Annotated in this window: 17 protein-coding genes; 8 read left to right on the forward strand and 9 right to left on the reverse strand. The window is 71.0% G+C overall.

The features are described 5' to 3' along the window. The first annotated feature begins 13 nt into the window (after positions 1 to 13). Together ABD086_RS01680 and ABD086_RS01685 are read left to right on the forward strand one after the other, a co-directional pair. Positions 14 to 1759 (forward strand): sodium:solute symporter family protein, encoded by a 1746-nt coding sequence (locus ABD086_RS01680; protein ID WP_343905062.1) that lies wholly within the window; start codon positions 14 to 16, stop codon positions 1757 to 1759. 13 nt (positions 1760 to 1772) lie between these two features. Beyond that, a complete protein-coding gene (locus ABD086_RS01685) occupies positions 1773 to 2039 on the forward strand; it encodes a hypothetical protein (RefSeq protein WP_343905064.1) in 267 nt (88 codons plus the stop codon). Here ABD086_RS01685 and ABD086_RS01690 read toward each other — a convergent pair. The 7 genes from ABD086_RS01690 to ABD086_RS01720 all read right to left on the reverse strand — a co-directional run bounded on the left by ABD086_RS01690 (position 2024) and on the right by ABD086_RS01720 (position 12041). After that, the gene (locus ABD086_RS01690) at positions 2024 to 2977 is read right to left on the reverse strand and encodes a PASTA domain-containing protein (protein ID WP_343905066.1); all 954 of its coding nucleotides are present in this window, start codon (positions 2975 to 2977) and stop codon (positions 2024 to 2026) included. The two genes, ABD086_RS01685 and ABD086_RS01690, sit on opposite strands and share 16 nt — an antisense overlap. 128 nt (positions 2978 to 3105) lie before the next feature. Further along, complete coding sequence (locus ABD086_RS01695) at positions 3106 to 6267, reverse strand: heterodisulfide reductase-related iron-sulfur binding cluster (RefSeq protein ID WP_343905068.1); 3162 nt, start codon at positions 6265 to 6267, stop codon at positions 3106 to 3108. Positions 6268 to 6410: 143 nt separating this feature from the next. Further along, a complete protein-coding gene (locus tag ABD086_RS01700; protein WP_343905070.1) occupies positions 6411 to 7466 on the reverse strand; it encodes an HAD-IIA family hydrolase in 1056 nt (351 codons plus the stop codon). Then, positions 7463 to 8173 (reverse strand): HAD-IA family hydrolase, encoded by a 711-nt coding sequence (locus ABD086_RS01705; protein ID WP_343905072.1) that lies wholly within the window; start codon positions 8171 to 8173, stop codon positions 7463 to 7465. The genes ABD086_RS01700 and ABD086_RS01705 overlap by 4 nt, the downstream gene beginning before the upstream one ends. A gap of 1 nt (position 8174) precedes the next feature. Beyond that, the gene (tkt, locus tag ABD086_RS01710) at positions 8175 to 10103 is read right to left on the reverse strand and encodes a transketolase (RefSeq protein WP_343905074.1); all 1929 of its coding nucleotides are present in this window, start codon (positions 10101 to 10103) and stop codon (positions 8175 to 8177) included. Continuing rightward, a complete protein-coding gene (locus ABD086_RS01715; RefSeq protein ID WP_343905075.1) occupies positions 10100 to 11095 on the reverse strand; it encodes a class I fructose-bisphosphate aldolase in 996 nt (331 codons plus the stop codon). The genes tkt and ABD086_RS01715 overlap by 4 nt, the downstream gene beginning before the upstream one ends. Positions 11096 to 11129: 34 nt before the next feature. Further along, entirely contained in the window at positions 11130 to 12041 is a 912-nt protein-coding gene (locus tag ABD086_RS01720; protein WP_343905077.1) for a LysR family transcriptional regulator, read from the reverse strand. 103 nt (positions 12042 to 12144) lie between these two features. On the opposite strand from ABD086_RS01720, the gene ABD086_RS01725 reads away from it, so the two are divergent. Genes ABD086_RS01725 through ABD086_RS01735 form a run of 3 tightly spaced genes read left to right on the forward strand, consistent with a single transcriptional unit; the run spans position 12145 to position 15044 of the window. Further along, entirely contained in the window at positions 12145 to 13605 is a 1461-nt protein-coding gene (locus tag ABD086_RS01725; protein WP_343905079.1) for a form I ribulose bisphosphate carboxylase large subunit, read from the forward strand. 26 nt (positions 13606 to 13631) lie between these two features. Next, positions 13632 to 14057, forward strand: coding sequence for a ribulose bisphosphate carboxylase small subunit (locus ABD086_RS01730; RefSeq protein WP_343905081.1), 426 nt, complete (start codon positions 13632 to 13634; stop codon positions 14055 to 14057). Positions 14058 to 14060: 3 nt separating this feature from the next. Continuing rightward, on the forward strand, positions 14061 to 15044 hold the full coding sequence (locus tag ABD086_RS01735) for an AAA family ATPase (RefSeq protein ID WP_343905083.1): 984 nt from the start codon (positions 14061 to 14063) through the stop codon (positions 15042 to 15044). Between the two features lie 13 nt (positions 15045 to 15057). On the opposite strand, the gene ABD086_RS01740 is transcribed toward ABD086_RS01735, so the two are convergent. Next, entirely contained in the window at positions 15058 to 16611 is a 1554-nt protein-coding gene (locus ABD086_RS01740) for an NADH-quinone oxidoreductase subunit M (RefSeq protein ID WP_343905085.1), read from the reverse strand. A gap of 300 nt (positions 16612 to 16911) precedes the next feature. On the opposite strand from ABD086_RS01740, the gene ABD086_RS01745 reads away from it, so the two are divergent. Beyond that, complete coding sequence (locus tag ABD086_RS01745) at positions 16912 to 17448, forward strand: hypothetical protein (RefSeq protein WP_343905087.1); 537 nt, start codon at positions 16912 to 16914, stop codon at positions 17446 to 17448. Positions 17449 to 17500: 52 nt separating this feature from the next. Here the strand turns inward: ABD086_RS01745 and ABD086_RS01750 are convergent, their stop codons facing one another. Beyond that, positions 17501 to 18412 (reverse strand): class I fructose-bisphosphate aldolase, encoded by a 912-nt coding sequence (locus tag ABD086_RS01750; protein WP_343905089.1) that lies wholly within the window; start codon positions 18410 to 18412, stop codon positions 17501 to 17503. A gap of 193 nt (positions 18413 to 18605) precedes the next feature. On the opposite strand from ABD086_RS01750, the gene ABD086_RS01755 reads away from it, so the two are divergent. Next, entirely contained in the window at positions 18606 to 19679 is a 1074-nt protein-coding gene (locus tag ABD086_RS01755; RefSeq protein ID WP_343905090.1) for a class 1 fructose-bisphosphatase, read from the forward strand. A gap of 11 nt (positions 19680 to 19690) precedes the next feature. Then, positions 19691 to 20566, forward strand: a complete 876-nt coding sequence (locus tag ABD086_RS01760) for a phosphoribulokinase (protein ID WP_343905092.1) — start codon at positions 19691 to 19693, stop codon at positions 20564 to 20566. The last annotated feature ends 22 nt before the right edge of the window (positions 20567 to 20588 follow it).

The following is a 20588-nucleotide window of genomic DNA, read 5'->3' on the forward strand; positions in this document are numbered from 1 at the left end:
GAAAGGTGCGTCCATGCACAGTCCGACCGTCCAGGCGAGCACGATCATCGATGCCAGCGCCGTGGACTACCTGATCGTCTTCTTGTACTTCGCGGTGGTCCTCGGCATCGGCATCCTCGCCCGGCGCCGGATCTCGGACTCGCTCGACTTCTTCCTGTCCGGACGCTCGCTCCCGGCGTGGGTGACCGGCTTGGCGTTCATCTCCGCGAACCTCGGCGCGGTCGAGATCATGGGCATGTCCGCGAACGGTGCGCAGTTCGGCATCCCGACCGTCCACTACTTCTGGATCGGCGCGATCCCGGCGATGCTGTTCCTCGGCATCGTGATGATGCCCTTCTACTACGGCTCCAAGGTCCGCTCGGTCCCCGAGTTCATGTACCGGCGGTTCGGCACCGGCGCTCACCTGGTCAACGCGATCTCGTTCGCGGTCGCCCAGCTGCTGATCGCGGGCATCAACCTGTTCCTGCTGGCGAGCATCGTGCACGCGCTGCTCGGCTGGTCGCTGTGGGTCGCCCTCATCGTCGCCGCGGCCGTCGTGCTCTCCTACATCACGCTCGGCGGCCTGAGCGCCGCGATCTACAACGAGGTCCTGCAGTTCTTCGTGATCGTCGCCGCCCTGCTGCCGCTGACCCTGATCGGCCTGCACCGGGTCGGCGGCTGGGACGGCCTCAAGGAGGGCATCACCAAGGCCGCCGACGCGAACCCGGACAAGGTCGCCGCGGCCTCGGACCAGCTGAACTCCTGGCCGGGTTCGGCGCTCACGGCGTTCTCGTCCGACTTCCTCTCCGTCGTCGGCATCGTGTTCGGCCTCGGCTTCGTCCTCTCCTTCGGCTACTGGACGACGAACTTCGTCGAGGTCCAGCGCGCGATGGCCTCCAACTCGATCTCCGCCGCGCGGAAGACCCCGATCATCGGCTCCTTCCCTAAGATGTTCGTCCCCTTCATCACGATCCTGCCGGGCATGATCGCCGCCGTGCTCGTGCACGAGATCGCCCAGGTCAAGGCGGGCGAGAAGGTCCCGGGCGGGTCGTCCGGCGAGGGTGTGACGTACAACGACTCGCTGCTCTACCTGATGCGCGACGTGCTCCCCAACGGCCTGCTGGGCGTGGCGATCGTCGGCCTCCTGGCGGCGTTCATGGCCGGCATGGCCGCGAACGTCTCGGCGTTCAACACCGTCTTCAGCTACGACCTGTGGCAGCGGTACGTCGTCAAGGACCGCGACGACAGCTACTACCTGGCCGTCGGCCGGATCGCGACGGTCGCCGCCGTCGTCATCGCGATCTTCACCGCGGCGCTCGCGTCGAACTACACGAACATCATGAACTACCTGCAGACGCTGTTCGGGTTCTTCAACGCGCCGCTGTTCGCCACCTTCATCGTCGGCATGTTCTGGAAGCGGATGACGCCGACCGCCGGCTGGATGGGCCTCGTGTCGGGAACCCTGGCCGCGGTCGTCGTCGGCATCGCCAGCGAGGACGCGCTGGGCTCGCTGAGCCAGGGCTGGATCTCGATCAGCGGCCAGGGCGCGTCCTTCGTCGCGGCCGGTGCGGCGTTCGTCGTCGACGTGGTGGTCAGCGTCGCCGTGTCGGCGGTGACCCGGCCGAAGCCGGTCGAGGAGCTGCGCGGGCTCGTCTACTCCGAGACGCCACGGGAGGACCTGGTGGATCCGGACGAGAAGTCGCACCCGTGGTACCAGCGCACCCTCCCGCTCGCGGGGGTCGCGCTGGTCCTGGTCATCATCTTGAACATCATCTTCTGAGGGCGGAGCAGCCATGGCACAGCGCAACGAGACCGCGGGCGCGTTCGACATCCGCAACGTGATCGGCGGCCTGATCGGCGTGTACGGCGTGATCCTCACGCTGATGGGCATCTTCGGCGACGAGGAGGCCGACAAGACCGGCGGCGTCAACGCGAACCTCTGGTCGGGGCTGGCCATGCTCGCCTTCGGTGTCGCGTTCCTGCTCTGGGCGCGGCTGCGCCCGGTGGAGGTCGAGGCCGACGGGATCGAGCCGGACCGGACCGCTCACGACGCCGGGTAGTACGCGACCGCCAGGATCGCGTCGCCGTCGCGGAACACGTCGAGCCGTACCGGGCAGCCGGTGCGGTCCGGCGACCGCACCAGGACCGCGAACGCGTCGCCGGTGCCCGCCACGGACGGCTCCGGTACGCCGCAGGCGCCGATGCCCTCGTCGGTGCGGGTGATCCGGATGGCCGGGATCGCGTACGTCAGCGGATGCTCATCGACCAGGCCGACCTGGTCCGAGGCCGCCCGCAGGCCCTCGAGCACGCCGGTGCCGGCCCAGGCGTCCGGGTCCCGGGCCGCGGTGCCGTCGAGGACGACCGGTGCGGCGCCGCCGGCGTACACGAACACCCGGTCGGCGAACTCCGGTGCCGGGCCGCGGCCGTTGGCGAAGTCGAGCAGCTGCCACGCGGTCGCGCGGTCCTGGTAGTCGTTCAGGCACACCACGTCCGCCGGGATCGAGGTGTAGACGGTGATCCGGTCCCCGCGGTCGTACGCCGTGCCGGGCGGCGGGTCGCTCGCGACCACCCGGCCGTACACCTCGCAGTCGCGGGTGGGCTGCAGCGTCACGCGGAACCCGCGCGCCTCGAGCGCGCTGCGGGCGTCGGCGCCGTCGTACCCGAACAGCGACGGGACCTGGTCGCCGCGCAGCCGGTCGGGCAGCGGCTCCTCCGGCCGGGTCAGCGCGACGACCACCCCGACGACCGCCAGCGCGGCGGCCAGGGCGGCGACGCCGGGCCAGCGGGGGCGGTGGCCGCTCAGCGGCGGCCCGAGGACGGCGTCGCGCAGCGCCGCGTGGACGAGCGGGTCCGGGTCGTCCGCGCGCCGGATCGCGCGGCGCTGCTCGTCGAGCAGGCGCTGCACGAGCGCGGGCGCCTCCTCCGGGTCGACGCCGAGGTCGGTCGCGGCGCGCAGCAGGGCGTACCAGCGGGCGTCGCGGTACTCCTGGGGGTCCACCCTTCCTAGGGTTCACCCAGCAGGGTCGAGACGGCTACCGACCGCCCCCGAACGCAGAACCGGTCGTGTGCCCCAGAACGCGCCATGGCGCGTCCTCAGGCACACGACCCGTTCGGTCGCGCGGTCGGTCAGAGGTCGAAGAGCGACCCGGACTCGTTGATGTCCACGTCGGTCTTCGGCTGGTGCGCCTCGCCGCTGGCCGCCGGCTTCGGCTTCTTCTCCTCGGCCTGCTCCTGCTCCTCGAGCTCGGGCGCGGCCTCCGGCTCCGACTCGGGCTCCGGCTCCGGCTCCGGCTCCGGCTCGGCGGCGGGCTCGCCGCTCGCGGCCGCGGTGGCGGCGGCGCTGAGCGCGGCCGGGTCGGGCTTCCCGGAGTCGGCGGACGCCGTCGGCTCGGGCTCGGCCTCGGGCTCGGGCTCGGGCGCAGGCTCCTCGGCCCTGGGCTCTGCCGCCTTCGGCTCCTCGGCCGGCGCCTCGATGTCGAACAGCGAGCCGCCGGAGCCGAGGTCGACCTGCGGCTTCTCTTCGGCCTTCGCCTGCTCGGCCTTCGCCTCCGGCTCCGGCTCGGCCTTCGTCTCCGCGGCCGGCGCCGCCGGCTCGTCCGCGGCGATGTCGAACAGCGAGCCACCGGACCCGAGGTCGGCCTTCGTCTCGGCCTTGGGCTCCTCGGCCTTGGGCTCCTCGGCCTTGCGCTCCTCGGCCGTGGGCTCCTCGGCCTTCGGCTGCTCGTGCTCGTCCGTCTTCTGGTCCGCGATGTCGAACAGCGACCCCGGGGTCGCGCCCTCGCTGCCCTTCTGGGCCACCGCGGTCTGCGCCTCGGGCTCGGGCGTCGGCTTCTCCTCGTCGCCGCCGAGGTCGAAGAGCGAGCCGCCGGACGACGCCGGCTTCGCGGCCTGCGCCTCCTCGGCGGGCGACTTCTCCTCGGTCGCGGTCTCCGAGTCGGCGGGCGTGTCGAACAGCGAGGTCCCGCCGGAGGCCTTGGCCGCCGGGCCGGCGTCCTCGGTCGCCACCACGGTGTCCTCGGTGATCGTCTCGTCGCCGGCCTCGGGCTCGGCCTTGGTCTCGACCGACCGCGCCGCCGGCGCGGCGGCGCCGGCACCCGGCGCCAGCTTGGTGGCCTGCTCGCCCTTGACCGACGCGAGCAGCATCTGCGCGACGTCGAGGACCTCGACCTCGGTTCGGGCCTCGCCCTTGGCCTGCTGGGCGGTGAGTCCGTCGGAGAGCATCACGCGGCAGAAGGGGCAGCCGACCGCGATCTGGTCCGCGCCGGTGCCGACGGCCTCGGCGGTGCGGTTCTCGTTGATCCGCGAGCCGATCGTCTCCTCCATCCACATCCGAGCACCGCCGGCGCCGCAGCAGAAGGACCGCTCGGAGTTGCGCTCCATCTCGACGTACTCGGCGCCGGGCAGCACCTGGAGCAGCTCGCGCGGCGGGGTGTAGACGCCGTTGTGGCGACCGATGTAGCAGGGGTCGTGGTAGGTGATCGAGCGCTTGTGGGCGCCGGCGCCCTCGCGGACCGGGGTCAGCTTCCCTTCGCGCACCAGCCGGTTCAGCAGCTGGGTGTGGTGCACGACCTCCAGCTCGATGCCGAACTCCTTGTACTCGTTCTTGAGCGTGTTGAAGCAGTGCGCGCAGGTCGAGACGACCTTCTTGACCTGGTACTCCTTGAACGTCTCCACGTTCTGCTGCGCCAGGCCCTGGAACACGAACTCGTTGCCGGCGCGGCGGGCGGAGTCACCGGTGCAGGTCTCGCCGTTGCCCAGGACGCCGAAGGACACGTCGGCGATGTGCAGCAGCTCGGCGACCGCGCGGGTGGTCTTCTTGGCGCGGTCCTCGTAGGCGCCGGCGCAGCCGACCCAGAACAGCCACTCGACCTCGTCCAGCGACTCGATGGAGTCGCCGACCACCGGGACGTCGAAGTCCAGGCCCTTGGCCCAGTCCATCCGGGCGTTGGGCGACATGTTCCACGGGTTGCCGTTGTTCTCCAGGCCGCGGAAGAGCTGGTTGAGCTCGCTGGGGAAGTTCGACTCCACGAGCACCTGGTAGCGGCGCATGTCGACGATGTGGTCGACGTGCTCGATGTCGACCGGGCACTGCTGCACGCAGGCGCCGCAGGTGACGCAGGACCACAGCACGTCGGGGTCGATGACGCCGGAGCCGTCCTCGGGCATGTAGAACCACTCGTCGCCGGTGTCGCCGACCAGTGGCCGCTCGACCTCCTTGACCAGGGTGTCGCTGCCCTCGAGGACGGCCTCGCGCTTGTCCTCGGCGGCCAGCAGGTACGGCGCCTTCTTGAAGGTCGCGTCGCGCAGCGCCATGATCAGCAGCTTCGGCGACAGCGGCTTCTCGGTGTTCCAGGCCGGGCACTGCGACTGGCAGCGGCCGCACTCGGTGCAGGTCGCGAAGTCCAGCACGCCCTTCCAGGTGAAGTCCTCGACCGCGCCGACGCCGAGCTTGGCGTCCTCGTCGAGGTCGTCGATGTCGTCGAGCGTGATCGGCTTGCCGTCGGAGATCAGCGGCTTCGCGGCACCCAGCGCGATCGGCTCGCGCCCGAAGAGCACGTTGATCGGCGCCATGAAGATGTGCAGGTGCTTGGAGTTCAGCACGAAGATCAGGAAGACCAGCATCACGCCGATGTGGAGCAGCAGGCCGATGCCGATCAGCGCGGTGCTGTCGGGCAGCACGGTGCCGAGCGCGTAGGAGACGAACGCCGCCTTGCCGTAGCCGGTCTCGCTCCCGGTGGCGTGGACGCGCGCCTCGACGGCTCCGCGGAACAGGAACATCGTCCAGATGACGTTGAAGATCATGAACAGCGTGAAGTACGCCGGGCCGAGGTGCGAGCCGAAGAACCGGGACTTGCGGCCCAGCTGCTTGGGCTGGTTGCGCAGCCGGATCGCCCAGAAGACGACCAGGCCGAGCGTGCACATCACCGCGATGAAGTCCTGCAGGAAGCCGAGGAAGGCCCAGTTGCCGAAGACGAGCCAGCTCCACTCCGGGTCGCGGGTGACCAGGACCGCGTAGGCCTCCACGTAGACCGTGGCGAGGATGAAGAACGCCCACATCACGAAGAAGTGGGCGGTGCCGGGCACCGTCCACTTCAGCATCTTGCGCTGGCCGAACACCTCGACGACCTCGCGCTTGATGGCGGTGCCGAGCCGTGCGGTGACCCCGGCGATGCGGTCCGGCGCGGGCTGGCCGCTGGCGATCAGCCGGTACAGGAACCAGATCCGCTTGCCCGCGATCGGCAGGGCGATCGCGTTGATCACCAGGCCCAGGATCAGCGTTGCAGTCACTCGTCGACTCCCTCTCGGGTGGGTGTTCGGATGCGTCGGGGACGCGCCTCGCGAGCCTATTGGCAGCGGCAGACCGCGTCATTCCCCGGGCGGCGTGAGAAGAATCCTACCCACAGGTAACTTAATCGCGTCCGTCGGCCGCCCTACGCGACGGCGACCGGGACCCCGGCGAGGCCGAGCTGCTGCTCGACGGCTTGCCAGGTCTCGCGGTCGGCGGAGACCGCGAGACCGGCGTCGAGCGCGGTCCACGCGGCGGTCACGACGGCGTGCAGCCTGCCGCTCTGGTCGCCACCGGCCGGGACCCGGGGCACGCCGGTCGGGGCGAGCGGGGCCGGGTCGGGCGGGGGCGCGTCCAGGCGCAGTCCGGATCGTCGCAGTCCCGACAGGTCGGCGGCGACGTACGTCGGACGCTGCGGCCCCGTGGCGAAGGCCAGGTCCTGCAGGCGAGAGGCGCCGGACAGGACCAGCAGCGAATCCAGGCCGGCCGCGGTGGCACCGGCGATGTCGGTGTCCAGCCGGTCGCCGCAGGCGATGGTCCGCTCCCGGGACGTACCGAGGCCGGCGCGAGCCAGGTCGAAGAGAGCGGGCCCTGGCTTGCCCACCACGTGCGGCACCGCGGACGTGGCGGCGCGGACGGCGGCCACCAGCGCTCCGTTGCCGGGGGCCGGGCCATCCGCGGTCGGGAGGAACAGGTCGAGGTTGGTCGCCACCCAGGTCACCCCGCGCTGGGCGAGGTAGCCGACCTCGGCGAGCTCGCGCCACGTGACGTCGACCCCCAGCCCCTGGACCACGGCCTCGACGCGGGTGTCGGTGAGGTCGCGGACGCGCAGTGGCACCAGTCCCACCTCGGTGAGGGCCTTCGAGACGCCTGGCCCTCCGACCGCCAGCACAGGGGCGTGGGTCCGGAGCCGCTGGGCCAGGTACGCCGCGGCGGCCTGTGAGCTGGTCACCACCGACCAGCCGTGCCCGTCGACCCCCAGCTCGCGCAGGTGCGCGGCGACCTCGTCCGGCGGGCGCGAGGCGTTGTTGGTCGCGAAGGCGACTCCGACCTGGTCGGCCGCGACCTCGTTCACCGTCTCGACCGCGCCGGGCACGGCGGTCGGCCCGCGATAGACGACGCCGTCCAGGTCGCAGATCACTCCGTCGTAGGCCGCGACGAGAGAGTCGGTCCGGCGTCGGGTCTGCCGGTTCTCTGTCATGGGCGGCCCCGCCACCGGCGAGGGAGGCGCTGGTGGAACCACGCGACCAGCGCCGGGTCGGTGAAGCCGTCGGCGACCAGCACCGCCGACGACAGGTCGTCGTCCCGGGTGTAGTCGTTGTACGCCGCCACGCAGCGCAGGCCGGCACCCACCGCGGCCCGGACCCCGTTGGCCGAGTCCTCGACCGCCACGGTGCGCTCGGGGGAGCAGCCGGCCAGCTCGAGCACCCGCAGGTACGCCGCCGGGCTGGGCTTGAGCTCGGTCACCTCGGTGCCCGTCACCACGGTCCGGAACCGGGGGCCGAAGACGCGGTCGAGCAGCGGCTCGACCCAGGCTCGGGCTCCCGTCGTGGCCACGTGCACCTGGACGCCCTCGGCGTCGAGGTCGTCGAGGAGCTGTCCGACACCGGGGCGGGCGCGCACGTGTCCGTCCTCGATCAGCTGGCGCATGATCTCGGTCTTGCGCCGGTGCAGCCGGGTCGCGAGCTCGCGCGCATGCCCGGCCGGTGCGCCCTTTGCCTCGAACCAGGCCGCGAGCCGCCTGGTGCCACCGGTGATCCGGAGCAGCCGACCGTAGGTCGCGACGTCCCAACGGTCGGTCAGCCCCGCTTCCTCGAACGCCGCGTTGAACGCGAGCCGGTGGCCGTCGCGCTCGCTGTCCACGAGCGTGCCGTCGACGTCGAACACGACGGCCTCCAGGAGCCCCACGTCAGGTCCCGCGGTCGAGGTGCCGGCGGACCCGCGCGAGCACCGCGTCGGTGGTGAACCCGTGGTGGGCCATCACCTCACCCCCGGGGCCGCTCGCGCCGAACTCGTCGATGCCGATCGCGACGTCCACGAGGCCGGCCCAGCCGGAGGTGCTGCCGGCCTCGATGCTGACCGTCGTCGCCGAGGCGTCCGGCGTGTACCGGCCACGGTCGAGGGGCGACACCACGCGCACGCCGTATCCCTCCGTGCGGAGCGCAGCGGCGACGCTCGCGGCCAGCGACACCTCGGAGCCGGTGGCCACGATCTCCACCGCGACCGGACCGTCGACCTCGAACCCCGCTCCCCGCAGCTGCGGCACCGGCTGGCGGGAGAGGATCAGCGCGGTGGGCCCGTCGGTGCGTTCGAGCGCCAGCCGCCAGGCCACAGCGGTCTCGGCGTCATCGGACGGCCGGAGGACCTGGAGCCCCGGGATGACCCGGAGCGACTCGATGTGGCCGATGGGCTGATGCGTGGGGCCGTCCTCGCCCACCGCGATCGAGTCGTGGGTGAACACGTAGACGACGGGTTGGCGCATCAGCGCGGAGAGCCGTAGTGCCGGCCGCAGGTAGTCGGCGAAGACCAAGAACGTGCTGCCGAAGACCCGGTACCCACCGTGCAGGCTCATCCCGTTGAGGACCGCGGCCATGCCGAACTCCCGGATCCCGAACGCGATCGCGCTCCTGGAGTAGTCGTCGCGGGTCACCGGGGCGCCGTACTCGGTGCCGGTGGAGCCGGCCAGGTCGGCGGACCCGCCGACCAGCTCCGGCAGCACCGCGCGGGCGGCGGTCAGGCAGGCCTGCGAGGACTGCCGGGTGGCGCGTGCCGCGTCACCGACGGTGCCGTCGAGGGCGGTACCGAGCCCCGCGGGCAGCACCCGGCCCTGGGTACGGCGGAACTCGGCCGCCGCCTCCGCGTGTTCCCCCTCGAACACGTCGAAGCGGGCCTCCCACGTGGCGTGCGCCTGGGCGCCGGCCTCGGCCAGCCCGGCGCAGACGGTGCGCACCGGCTCCGGCACGCTGAAGGGCGGGTGGTCCCAGCCGGCCAGCTCCTTGGTCCGGGCCAGCAGCTCCTCGCCCAGGGGCGAGCCGTGTGCCTTCGAGGTGCCCTCGACGCCCGGGACGCCGTGGCCGATGACCGTCCGGACCGCGATGAAGCTGGGCCGCGGGTCGGCCTTGGCACGAGTCAGCGCCTGGTCGATCGCCTCGACGTCGGTGCCGTCCGCCACCGACGCGGTGTGCCACCCGTAGGCGGCGAACCGGGCCAGCTGGTCGTCGCTGCAGGAGCGGCCGACCCCGCCGTCGATGGTGATGTCGTTGTCGTCCCAGAGCACGACCAGCCGGCCCAGGCCGAGGTGGCCGGCCAACGACGCGGCCTCGTGGCTGATGCCCTCCATCAGGCAGCCGTCGCCGACGATCGCGTAGGTGTGGTGGTCGGTGAGCTCGGGGTAGCGGGCGTGCGTCATCCGCTCGGCCAGGGCCATGCCGACGGCCATCGCCAGCCCCTGGCCGAGCGGGCCGGTGGTGCACTCGACGCCCGGTGTCTCGCCGTACTCCGGGTGTCCGGGCGTCCGGGAGCCCAGCTGCCGGAAGTTGCGCAGCTCCTCCACCGGGAGGTCGTAGCCGAACATGTGCAGCAGCCCGTAGAGCAGTGCCGAGCCGTGGCCCGCCGAGAGCACGAAGCGGTCGCGGTCCGCCCAATCCGGCGCCGCCGGGTCGTGGCGCAGGTGCCGGCTCCACAGCGTCCAGGCCATCGGGGCGGCGCCCATCGGCATGCCCGGGTGTCCGGAGTCGGCGGCCTCGACCATGTCCGCCGCGAGGAAGCCGATCGTGTCGATCGCCAGCCGGTCGGTGTCGACGGACGGGATGCCGGGCCGGTGCAGGACGTCGGTCATCGGAGGGCGTCGGCAGCTTCGCGGCAGTTGTCCAGGAGCCGCCGTTGGGCGGCGGTGACGTTGGCCGGGTCGCCGGCCCAGGCGCGGAGGGCGTCACTGACCAGCGCCCGCCCGAAGGAGAAGGTGACGTTCCACGGACGCTCGGGAAGGGCGTTGAGCTCGGAGAGGAACGCGCACACATCGGCGGTCGGGTGGCCTCCGGACAGGAACGCGATGCCCGGCACGGTGGCGGGGACGGCGCCGAGGAGGACCTCGAGGGTCGCCGTGGCCACGACGTGGGCGGATGCCGCGGGGGCGTCCAGGCCGGGCGTGACGAAGTTCGGCTTCAGGACGATCCCCGACAGGTCCACGCCGGCCACCGCGAGCTCCTCGAACACCGAGGAGAGCGCGAGCCTCGACACCCGGGCGCAGGTGGCCAGGTCGTGGTCGCCGCCGCAGAGCACCTCCGGCTCCACGACCGGGACGATCCCGTTCTGGTGGCAGAGCGCGGCGTACCGGGCGAGCGCCTGCGCGTTGACGTGCATCGCGTACTCGGTGATCGTCGTGATGTCGATCACCGCGCGCCACTTCGCGAAGGCAGCTCCCCGTTCGGCGTACGACGCGAGTCGGGCGCCCAACCGGTCGAGACCCTCGGTGATCAGCGCACCGCCCTGCCCGGGGAGCAGCGAGGTGCCGGTGTCCACCTTGATGCCGGGCAGGATGCCGAGCTCGCGGCAGGCCTCGGGGAACGGACGTCCGTCGCTCAGCTCCTGGCCGAAGGTCTCGTCAGCGAGGATGAAGCCGCTGACGAAGTCGGACAGCCCGTCGGCGGTGAGCAGCAGCTCGCGGTAGTCGCGGCGCGTGGCGGCACCTGCGGGGATCCCCTCCGCCTCGAGCCGGGAGGACATGGTCGCGATCGACTCGTCGGCGGCGAGGACACCACGGCCACCGCCGGTCATCAGCTGCGCGGTCTCGGCGAGGGTGGGCTGGACGGTGCGAAGCGTCGTCGTCATGTCGGCAGGATGTGACCCGGAGATCCGGAAGGACTCACCCCTGCAGGCGAGACCTGGTGTGAAATGCCGCGTCGCCCACCCGGTCGGGGTCACACACGTGCCGCAGGAACAGGCGCGTCGCGGCCGTGGGCTCCGAGGGGGTGCACAGGTGCCACGGGCGCTCCAGGGGTGTCCCGGTCAGTGGGTACGTCGCCAGCTCGCCACTGTCCAGGTGCGGACGTGCGGCCTCCTCGTGGACGAGCGTGACCCCCAGGCCCTGGCGCGCGCCCGCGACCGCCGCGCCGGCCGTGCCCAGGGTGAGCAGTGGTGGCGCGGCCTGGAGCCGGCTGAGCAGGGACAGCGTCGTGTCGCGCGTGCCCGAGCCGAGGGCGGTCAGCAGCCAGGTGGTGGTGAGCGGGTCCTGCCACTGGCCGGGCCGGCCCACGAGGACCAGACGGTTCGGACGACGCGCCCTGGTCACGAGGCCGGATCCCCGTGGCGGGCGGCCGGCGAGGACGACGTCGACGGCGTGGTCGGCGGCGAGAGCGAACACCTCGTCTCGGGGCAGGACCGACACGGACAGCTCGACATGCGGGTGCTCGGCGACGAAGGAGGCCATCAGTCGAGGCAGGAGGTACTCGCTGGCCGTGGCGACGGCACCGATCCGGACCCGGCCCCGGTCGGCGTCGTGCACCGCGCCGGCCGCCTCGGACAGCAGTCCCAGCAGCTTGCGGACATAGCCCGCGAAGACCTCGCCGGAGTCCGTGGGCACGATGCCCCGCCCCGCCCTGCCGAAGAGCGTCGCCCCGAGTGCCGACTCGAGGGCCGAGACCGCGGCCGAGACCGCGGGAGGTGTCACGTGGAGGGACTCGGCGGCGGCCCTGACGCTGCCGGTCTCGTAGACCGCCATGAACGTCTGGAGCCGGGCCCAGGTCGCGGCTGCCGGCAGGTCGGGCGATGCTCGCACAGTTAAATGATGCCTTATCGAACTGCGGAAGAGACTCAATTGTGGTTGATCAGTTCCTCCTCCAGGCTGGGGCTGCCCCGTGGGGCGGACGAAAGGAAGGGCGATGACCACCATCGAAGGCACCGTCGAGACCAAGGAGCGCTGGGATCCGGGCGTGCAGAGCTACGCCGGGATGGGCTACTGGAACCCTGACTACGAACCGAAGGACACTGACGTGCTCGCGGTCTTCCGGGTGGCACCCCAGGACGGTGTCGACCCGATCGAGGCCGCGGCGGCCGTTGCGGGGGAGTCCTCCACCGCGACCTGGACCGTGGTGTGGACCGACCGGCTGACCGCCAACACCCACTACCAGGCCAAGGCCTACCGCGTCGACCCGGTGCCGGGGCGACCGGGTGAGTACTTCGCCTACGTCGCCTACGACATCGACCTCTTCGAGGAAGGCTCGATCGCCAACCTCACCTCGTCGATCATCGGCAACGTCTTCGGGTTCAAGCCGCTCAAGGCCCTCCGGCTCGAGGACATGCGGATCCCGGTCGCCTACACCAAGACCTTCCAGGGCCCCGCGCACGGCATCGTCATGGAGCGCGAGATGCTCAACAAGTACGGGCGTCCGCTGCTCGGCGCGACCGTCAAGCCGAAGCTCGGCCTGTCCGCGCGCAACTACGGCCGCGTCGTCTACGAGGCCTGCAAGGGCGGTCTCGACTTCACCAAGGACGACGAGAACATCAACTCCCAGCCGTTCATGCGCTGGCGGGACCGCTTCCTCTTCGCCATGGAGGGCGTCAACAAGGCGATCGCCGAGACCGGCGAGATCAAGGGCCACTACTTGAACGTGACCGCCGGGACCATGGAGGAGATGTACCGTCGCGCGGAGTTCGCCAAGGAGCTCGGCAGCGTCGTGCTCATGATCGACCTGACGATCGGCTACACCGCGATCCAGTCGATGGCGCACTGGTGCCGGCAGAACGGCGTGCTGCTGCACCTGCACCGCGCCGGGCACTCGACGTACACGCGTCAGAAGACGCACGGCGTCAGCTTCCGGGTGATCGCGAAGTGGGTCCGCCTGATGGGCGTCGACCACGTCCACGCCGGCACCGTCGTCGGGAAGCTCGAGGGCGACCCGGCCACCACCCGCGGGTTCTACGACACCCTGCGTGAGAACGAGCTCGGGGCGAATCCGGAGAACGGCATCTTCTTCGACCAGGACTGGGCGTCGATGCCAGGTGTCATGCCGGTGGCGTCCGGTGGCATCCACGCCGGGCAGATGCACCAGCTGCTCGACCTGTTCCAGGACGACGTGATCCTGCAGTTCGGCGGCGGCACCATCGGCCACCCGTACGGCATCGCCGCGGGGGCCGAGGCCAACCGCGTCGCGGTGGAGGCCGTCGTCAAGGCGCGCAACGAGGGCAGGGACCTGCTGCGCGAGGGCCCCGACGTGCTCCGCGCCGCGGCGCGGACCTGTCAGTCCCTGGAGGCCGCGCTGTCGACCTGGGGTGACATCACCTTCGACTACACGAGCACCGACGCACCGGACTTCGTCCCGACCGCGTCACCGTCGGCCTGAGGGCCGCTCACCGAAAGGAGCGCGTGATGAAGCTGCGCTACGGCACCTTCTCCTACCTGCCCGACCTCACGGACGACGAGATCGCGGCCCAGGTCAAGTACGCCCTCGACCAGGGCTGGCCGGTCTCGGTCGAGCACACCGACGACCCGCACCCGCGCAACGTCTACTGGGAGATGTGGGGCCTGCCGATGTTCGACCTGGCCGAGCCCGACGGCGTCCTCGCCCAGATCACCGAGTGCCGCAGGGCCTTCCCCGGTCGCTACGTCCGCGTGCTGGCGTACGACGCGCGCCTGGGCAAGCAGACGACCGCCCTGTCGTTCCTGGTCCAGCGTCCCGCGGAGGAGCCCGGCTTCCTGCTCGAGCGGGTCGAGGGGCCTGACCGGACGCAGCGCTACGCGCTGAGGTCCTACGCCACCGACAAGCCGGCCGGAGCTCGGTACGCGGGCGCGTGACGGATGAACACGTCCCAGGGATTCGGGTTCCCCCGACCGTCGACCGACCCGGCGACGGTGGCCCGCACCGAGGAGCTGCCGGCCGAGCCGGTGACCCTCGCGGACGACGCGGAGCTCGACCTCTCGGTGGACGAGGCGGCAGCGAGGGTCGAGCAGACCCTGGCCGCTCTCGACGCCGAGCTGGTCGGTCTGGCGTCGGTCAAGCGGCGAGTTCGGGAGATCGCCTCGTTGCTGCAGGTCGACCGCGCCCGGGAGCGGTTCGGGCTCACCTCGTCGAGGCCGACGCTGCACATGAGCTTCACCGGGGGGCCCGGCACGGGCAAGACCACGGTGGCCATGCGGATGGCGAGCATCCTGCACGCCCTCGGCTACATCCGGGCGCCGCGGGTGCACGTCGTCACGCGCGACGACCTGGTCGGCCAGTTCATCGGCCACACCGCGCCCAAGACCAAGGAGGCGCTCGCCCGGGCCGCGGGTGGGGTGCTCTTCATCGACGAGGCCTACTACCTCTTCCGGCCCGAGAACGAGCGCGACTACGGACAGGAGGTCATCGAGATCCTGCTCACCGAGATGGAGGACGAGCGCGGCGACCTCGTGGTCGTCTTCGCCGGCTACCCGGACCGGATGGCCAGGTTCTTCTCGGCCAACCCGGGCCTGAGCTCTCGGGTGCCCCACCACATCGAGTTCAAGGACTACGACCACGCCGAGCTGGTCCAGATCGCCGACCTCATGGTCGCGGCGGAGAACTTCCGCTTCGACGAGGAGGCGCGCGGGGTCTTCTCGGAATACCTCACCCGTCGGATGGAGCGGCCGAACTTCTCCAACGCGCGCAGCGTGCGCAACGCGGTCGAGCGGTGCCGCCTGCGCCAGGCCCGCCGGCTGGTGGGCCTGAACCGGCCGCTGCGCAAGGAGGACCTGGTGACCCTCACCGCAGAGGACGTCCGGGGCAGCAGCCTGTTCGCGGACGACGAGGGCGCGGCGGTCTAGGCGAGGCGACGCGTCACTCGGGGGCTCCGTCCGGCGCCGGCGCGCGGACGGTGGGCGCCGGATCCTGCTCGCCCACCCGCGACAGGGTGTGGGCGACAGCGGGGTTGATCACGGCCAGGAGCGGTTGGGGGAAGAAGCCGAGCACGACGACCAGCGACAGCACCGGCGCCAACGCGACCACCTCGCGCGGCCGCAGGTCGGGTAGCCCGGCGACCTCCTCGCGGACGGGACCGGTCATCGTGCGCTGGTACATCAGCAGGATGTAGGTCGCGGCGAGCACGATGCCGGTGACCGCGAAGGCGGCCGCGACCCAGCTGTGCGCGAAGGCCCCGACGAGCACCAGGACCTCGGAGACGAACGGCGACAGGCCGGGCAGCGCGAGCGAGGACAGGCCGGCGACGAGGAAGAACCCCGCGAGCACCGGCGCCACCTTCTCGACGCCGCCGAAGTCGCTGATCAGCGCAGAGCCGTGCCGGGAGATCAGGAACCCGGTGACGAGGAACAGCGCCGCTGTGGAGAGGCCGTGGTTGAACATGTAGAGGTTCGCACCCGCCAGGCCCTGGCTGTTCATCACGAAGATGCCCAACACGATGAAGCCGAAGTGCGACACGCTCGTGTAGGCGATCAAGCGCGGGATGTTGTCCGAGCCGATCGCCAGCAGAGCGCCGTAGACGATGCTGACCACCGCGAGCACGACGACCGCCGGCGTGGCCCATCTCGACGCCTCCGGGAACAGCTCCAGGCAGAACCGGACCATCCCGAAGGTCCCGATCTTGTCGAGCACGCCGACCAGCAGCACCGAGGTGCCCGGGGTCGCGTTCGCGGTGGCGTCCGGCAACCAGGTGTGCACCGGGAACATCGGCGCCTTGATCGCGAACGCCACGAAGAAGCCGAGGAAGAGCCAGCGTCCGACGTCGGTGCCGACGTCGATGCCGGCGAGCTCCGAGACCAGGTACGTCGCGCCGCCGGACGCCCCCGCTCGTTGCCGTGCGGACTCGACGTACAGGCCGATCACCGAGGCCAGCATCACCAGGCCACCAGCCAGCGAGTAGAGCAGGAACTTCACCGCGGCCCGGGCTCGGTCGGCGCCGCCGTACCCGCCGATCAGGAAGTAGACCGGGATCAGGCTCGCCTCGAAGAAGACGTAGAAGAGCAGGACGTCGGTGGCCGCGAACACGCCGATCGAGAGGCCCTCCAGCGCCAGCATCCAGGCGAAGAGCCCGCGTGGCCACCAGCGCCCGTTGTCGCCGTCGTCCCAGGACGCCAGGATCACCACCGGGGTGAGGATCACGCTCAGCAGCACCAGGGTGAGGCCGATGCCGTCCACGCCGAGCGCGTAGTGAGCCCCGAGTGCCTCGATCCACTCGGCGTTCTCGGTGAACTGCATGCCCCCCTTGGGGTCGTACTGGGCCGCGATCGCGGTGCCGAGCGCCAGGGTCAGCAGGCTGACCCCGAAGGCGACCTGCTTGGGGAGCGCCGCCGCTCCGTTCTTCGGCAGCAGCATCAGTGCGACCCCGCCGACGACCGGCGTGAGCATCAGCACGCTCAGCCAGGGGAGATCGCTCATGCGGAGCCCGCCGTACGCGTCATGGCCCTGGCCTCCGGTGGTCCTCGGCATCGTTGGAAGCAGCGAGTCTGTACGGGGGGTCCGAGCGGGACAAGGCTGAGATCCACCTCACCCCAGGCCTCACCCCACCCACGATCGGCCGGTTGCGCGGGGCTGCGACGGCGGTGCAACAAGACGTGCCTGGACGGGCACAGCAGGAAGTCGGATCTCGGCACGGCCGTCTGTTGACGCGGCCCCACCGCGCCTCTACGTTACGACGCATGCGTGTCGTATCGTAAACACATAGACGGGAGTTGCCCTGTGCCACCGATCACTGTGGTCTTCATCGCCAGCGGCTTGGCTGTCTGGCTGAACGCGTTGTACTTCCTCGGCATCGGCGCCAAGCGAGCCGCTGCCGACGGCCCCGATCCCCTGGTCAGCGTGGGCTGGGTCTCCCTCGCGGCAGGCATCGTCGACCTGCTCTCGGCGACGTACATCCTGGCGGCGCGCCCTGCGCCTCTGGGGGACGCGGCCGTGGTGCTCGCCGGGCTCGTCGTCTTCTACGGGATGTTCTTCATCGCCCTCGGTGTCACCGAGGTGAAGGGCCTGGACCTGCGACCGATCGGCAACCTCGCCGTCGCAGTCGCCATCGTGCCGTTGTTCTGGTGGAAGTTCTTCGAGGGGGGCTGGATGTTCCGCTCGATCCTGGTCGTCTGGCTCGTCGCGTTCTTCGCGATCGCCGCCACGACGTACGGGAAGTTCAAGGCGAGCGGCCTCGGGGTGGTGCTTCTCGTCACCGCGGCCTACACGTTCTTCGCTCCGGTGGCGATCCTGGCCCTGGGCCGGACCATCCCCTGAGCGAGGCCTGGTCACGCCGAGCGCGGCCGGGCCGACCCTGGCCGCGCTTCGCTCACGCGACGGTGTCGTCCGAGACGCGCGCCGGCTCCAGGGACTCGCTCGCACGTCGGGCGCTCTCCACCACGAGCCGGGCGGCCTCGGCGGTGTCGCCGTTGGAGAATGCCTGGGCGGCGTCGCGGACCAGCGGTCGGCAGAAGCTGAAGGTCACCGGCCAGGGCCTGGCTCGTCGCGCGGCGAGCGCCGAGATGGCCCGCAGGTTCGCGCACGCCCGGTCCAGCGGCTGACCGCCCGAGAGCAGCAGCACGCCGGCGGTCCCGGGGAGGCATCGCTCCAGCACCAGGAGAGTCAGCGCAGCGACCTGCTGCGGGTCGTGGGGTTCCGGATCGGCCTCGCCGGCGACGACCATGTTCACGCGCAGCAGCAGCCGAGACGCGTCGGCCCCGGCTTGGTCGAGCTCCTCGCGCAGCGCCACCAGCGCGTTGCTGGTCACCGCCTGTGACAGCCGGATGGTGGCCTGGGTGAGATCCGGCATCGCCACCGTCAGCACGGGGACGATTCCCTCGGACTGAGCGGCTGCGGCGCCGCGCGCCAGTATCCCCGCCTGGATGTGCACGGCGCCCCTGGACACCTCGTGCGGTGGGACGTGCGCTCGCCATTCGACGAAGGAGGCGCTGGTGCGGACCAGGTCGCTGAACCCCGTCGCAGGGTCGGACCGGGTGTCGAGCCGGACGCCGACCAACCGGTCAGCGGGGAGGCGACCGGCGACCGCGTCGAACGTGTGGCGGGTCAGCAGGACGGAGGACACATGGCCGGCAAGCTCGGGCGTGCTCAGGACGAGCTCGGTGAATCGGTGCGCCGGCTCCCTGTCGCCACGACCCCCGACGAGTGCCTCGGCATGCTCGTCGATGACGAGCATCCCCTTCGCCGGCGACAGGATGGTCGCGATGGTCTCCTCGATCGTCATGACGGGACTCCCTCACGGATAGGCGGCCTCGTCTCGACGCTAGGAGCCGCCCCCGCGAGGAGCCTCACCCCCGAGCCTGAGACGCGGGGTGAAGTGAGCGGCGACCACCCCCGAGCTCACCCCCGCGGTTGATGTACGCCGCCACGCGCGCTGGTGTGCTCGTCGCAGCCACCACCAGCTGCGAGGAGTGCACGTGCTGACCGAACGCTCTACGCTGGCCCAGTTCCTCATCGAGGAACGCCGGCGCCACCCCGGCTCGAGCGGCGACCTCAACTCGCTGATCCTCGACGTCGCCCTTGCCTGCAAGGCGATCTCGAGGCGCATCGCGTCAGGGGCACTGACCGGAGTGCTCGGTTCGGCCGGGGCCACCAACGTGCAGGGCGAGCGGCAGCAGAAGCTCGACGTGCTCGCCAACGACATCTTCCTGCGCGCCAACGAGTGGGGCGGACAGCTCGCAGGCATGGCGTCCGAGGAGCTCGAGGCGCCGTACGCCATCCCCGTGGAGTACCCCCGGGGGAAGTACCTGCTGGTCTTCGACCCGCTCGACGGCTCGTCCAACATCGACGTGAACGTGTCGGTCGGCAGCATCTTCTCGATCCTGCGCGCCGCCGCTGGTGGTGTGGGCGCCGAGCCGCAGGACTTCCTGCAGCCCGGCACCGCACAGGTGGCCAGCGGCTACGCCGTCTACGGCCCGTCCACGATCCTGGTGATCACCGTCGGCACCGGCGTGCACGGCTTCACCCTCGACCCGAACCTCGGCGAGTTCTTCCTGACCCACCACAACATCACGCTGCCGGCCTCGACGGCGGAGTTCGCGGTGAACAGCTCCAACCACCGGTTCTGGGAGCCGGCCGTGCAGAGGTACATCGATGAGTGCCTGGCCGGGACCTCGGGTCCACGCGAGAAGGACTTCAACATGCGGTGGGTCGCGTCCCTGGTGGCCGAGGCGCACCGCATCCTGATCCGGGGCGGGGTCTTCCTGTACCCCCGTGACTCGAAGGACCCCGCCAGGGAGGGCCGACTGCGGCTGCTCTACGAGGCGAACCCGATCGCATTCCTCATCGAGCAGGCGGGTGGGCGCGCGACCACCGGGCGACAGCGGGTGCTCGAGGTCCAGCCCACCGACGTGCACCAGCGGATCGGTCTGATCTTCGGCTGCCGTGACGAGGTCGAGCGCATCGAGCGCTACCACGAGCGCGCCGACGGGTCCGACGACCAGGGCAGCCCGCTCTACGGCTTCCGTGGCCTCTACCGCGTCACGGCCTGACGGGGGGCGTCGTGTCTGCCGAGCACCCCGTCGTCGCGATCACCGGCTCGTCCGGTGCGGGAACGACCTCGGTGATGCGTACGTTCGAACAGATCTTCCGTCGCGAGGGGGTCAACGCCGCGTTCGTGGAGGGTGACAGCTTCCACCGCTACGACCGCGTGGGCATGACGGACGAGATGGCCCGGGCGTTCGCCGAGGGGGACCACACCTTCAGCCACTTCGGGCCCGACGCGAACCTGTTCGAGGAGCTCGAGGCCTTGTTCCGGGAGTACGGCGAGACGGGTGGCGGCCGGGTCCGCAGGTACCTCCACGACGAGGCGGAGGCGGCGCCGTACGCCCAGGAGCCGGGGACGTTCACGCCCTGGCAGGACATCGACGCGGGCACCGACCTTCTCTTCTACGAGGGCCTGCACGGCGCGGTGGTGACCGAGAAGGTCGACGTCGCGCAGCACGCGGACCTGGTGATCGGCGTCGTGCCGGTCATCAACCTCGAGTGGACGCAGAAGCTGCACCGGGACAAGGCACAGCGCGGGTACTCGACCGAGGCCGTGACCGAGACGATCCTGCGGCGCATGCACGACTACGTGAACTACATCTGCCCGCAGTTCTCCCGGACCCACGTCAACTTCCAGCGGGTTCCAGTGGTCGACACGTCGAACCCGTTCATCGCACGCACCATCCCGAGCCCCGACGAGTCGATGCTCGTGATCCGCTTCGCCCGGCCCCAGGGCATCGACTTCCCGTACCTGCTCTCCATGCTGCACGACTCGTTCATGTCACGCCCGAACACCATCGTCTGCCCCGGCGGCAAGATGGACCTGGCGATGCAGCTGATCTTCACCCCCATGCTCTGGCGCCTGCTGGAGCGCCGTTCCCGGGCGCGCTGAGGCGCGTCCTCGGGACGAACCG

Source organism: Nocardioides aquiterrae, assembly GCF_039526625.1.
GTDB classification, from domain to species: domain Bacteria; phylum Actinomycetota; class Actinomycetes; order Propionibacteriales; family Nocardioidaceae; genus Nocardioides; species Nocardioides aquiterrae.